The 346-nt window shown below is 59.2% G+C and carries 1 protein-coding gene; it reads left to right on the forward strand.

The annotated features are described in order from the left end of the window. Positions 1-58: 58 nt before the first annotated feature. The coding region (locus tag ACTFO6_RS18130; RefSeq protein WP_439935790.1) for a substrate-binding domain-containing protein at positions 59-346 on the forward strand (288 nt) is incomplete at its 3' end.

The following is a 346-nucleotide window of genomic DNA, read 5'->3' on the forward strand; positions in this document are numbered from 1 at the left end:
GGATTAGGATGCGAGCTGCACGTTCGCGTTTATTTTGATCGACAAGGAGAGGCTAACCATGGACATCGCCAAAGGACACAAATGGCTCGCTGCAGCGGCGGTACTGGCCGGATCGCTCGGCGCGTCGTCGCTCGCCCACGCCGATATCGTTAAGGTCGACGGCTCCAGCACGGTCTTTCCCATCACGGAGGCGGTGGCTGAGGAGTTTCAGAAGGCCACCAAGGGCAAGTACAAAGTGACCGTCGGCATCTCCGGGACCGGCGGCGGATTCAAGAAGTTTTGCCGCGGGGAGACCGACATCTCGAACGCCTCTCGTCCCATCCTTAAGAGTGAGATGGAACAGTGC

The sequence above is a fragment of the Pelomicrobium sp. G1 genome, from assembly GCF_051905455.1.
Lineage (GTDB): Bacteria > Pseudomonadota > Gammaproteobacteria > Burkholderiales > UBA6910 > Pelomicrobium.